Here is a 352-nt window from a genome sequence, read left to right on the forward strand (position 1 = left end):
TGAAGCTGCGAATTCCATAATTGAAAAGAATAAGACCCGGCTGGAAAAAGTAGTGTGGACCGCCAATGACGAAGGTCCTAAAATAGTAGTGAACCGACTTCTTACCGATGGGGAGGAGGGAAGATTTGTCGCCAGTTCCATTTTTGAAAATAAGATGGAGAAGCAAATGATGAATAACGATTTTGCTATTCTTTACCGTACCAATGCCCAAAGTAGGGCTATGGAAGATGCGCTGCGGAAGAAGGATATTCCGTACCGCATTTATGGAGGCCTTTCCTTCTATCAACGCAAGGAGATCAAGGATGTGCTTTCGTATTTACGACTGGTGATCAATCCTAAAGATGAAGAAGCT

1 protein-coding gene is annotated in these 352 nt (G+C 43.2%); it reads left to right on the forward strand.

The window, feature by feature from the left end:
* Positions 1-352: 3'-5' exonuclease (locus HC175_RS21250; RefSeq protein WP_317172389.1), on the forward strand; the 352-nt coding region annotated here is incomplete at both ends.

The sequence above is a fragment of the Salinimicrobium oceani genome, from assembly GCF_012037645.1.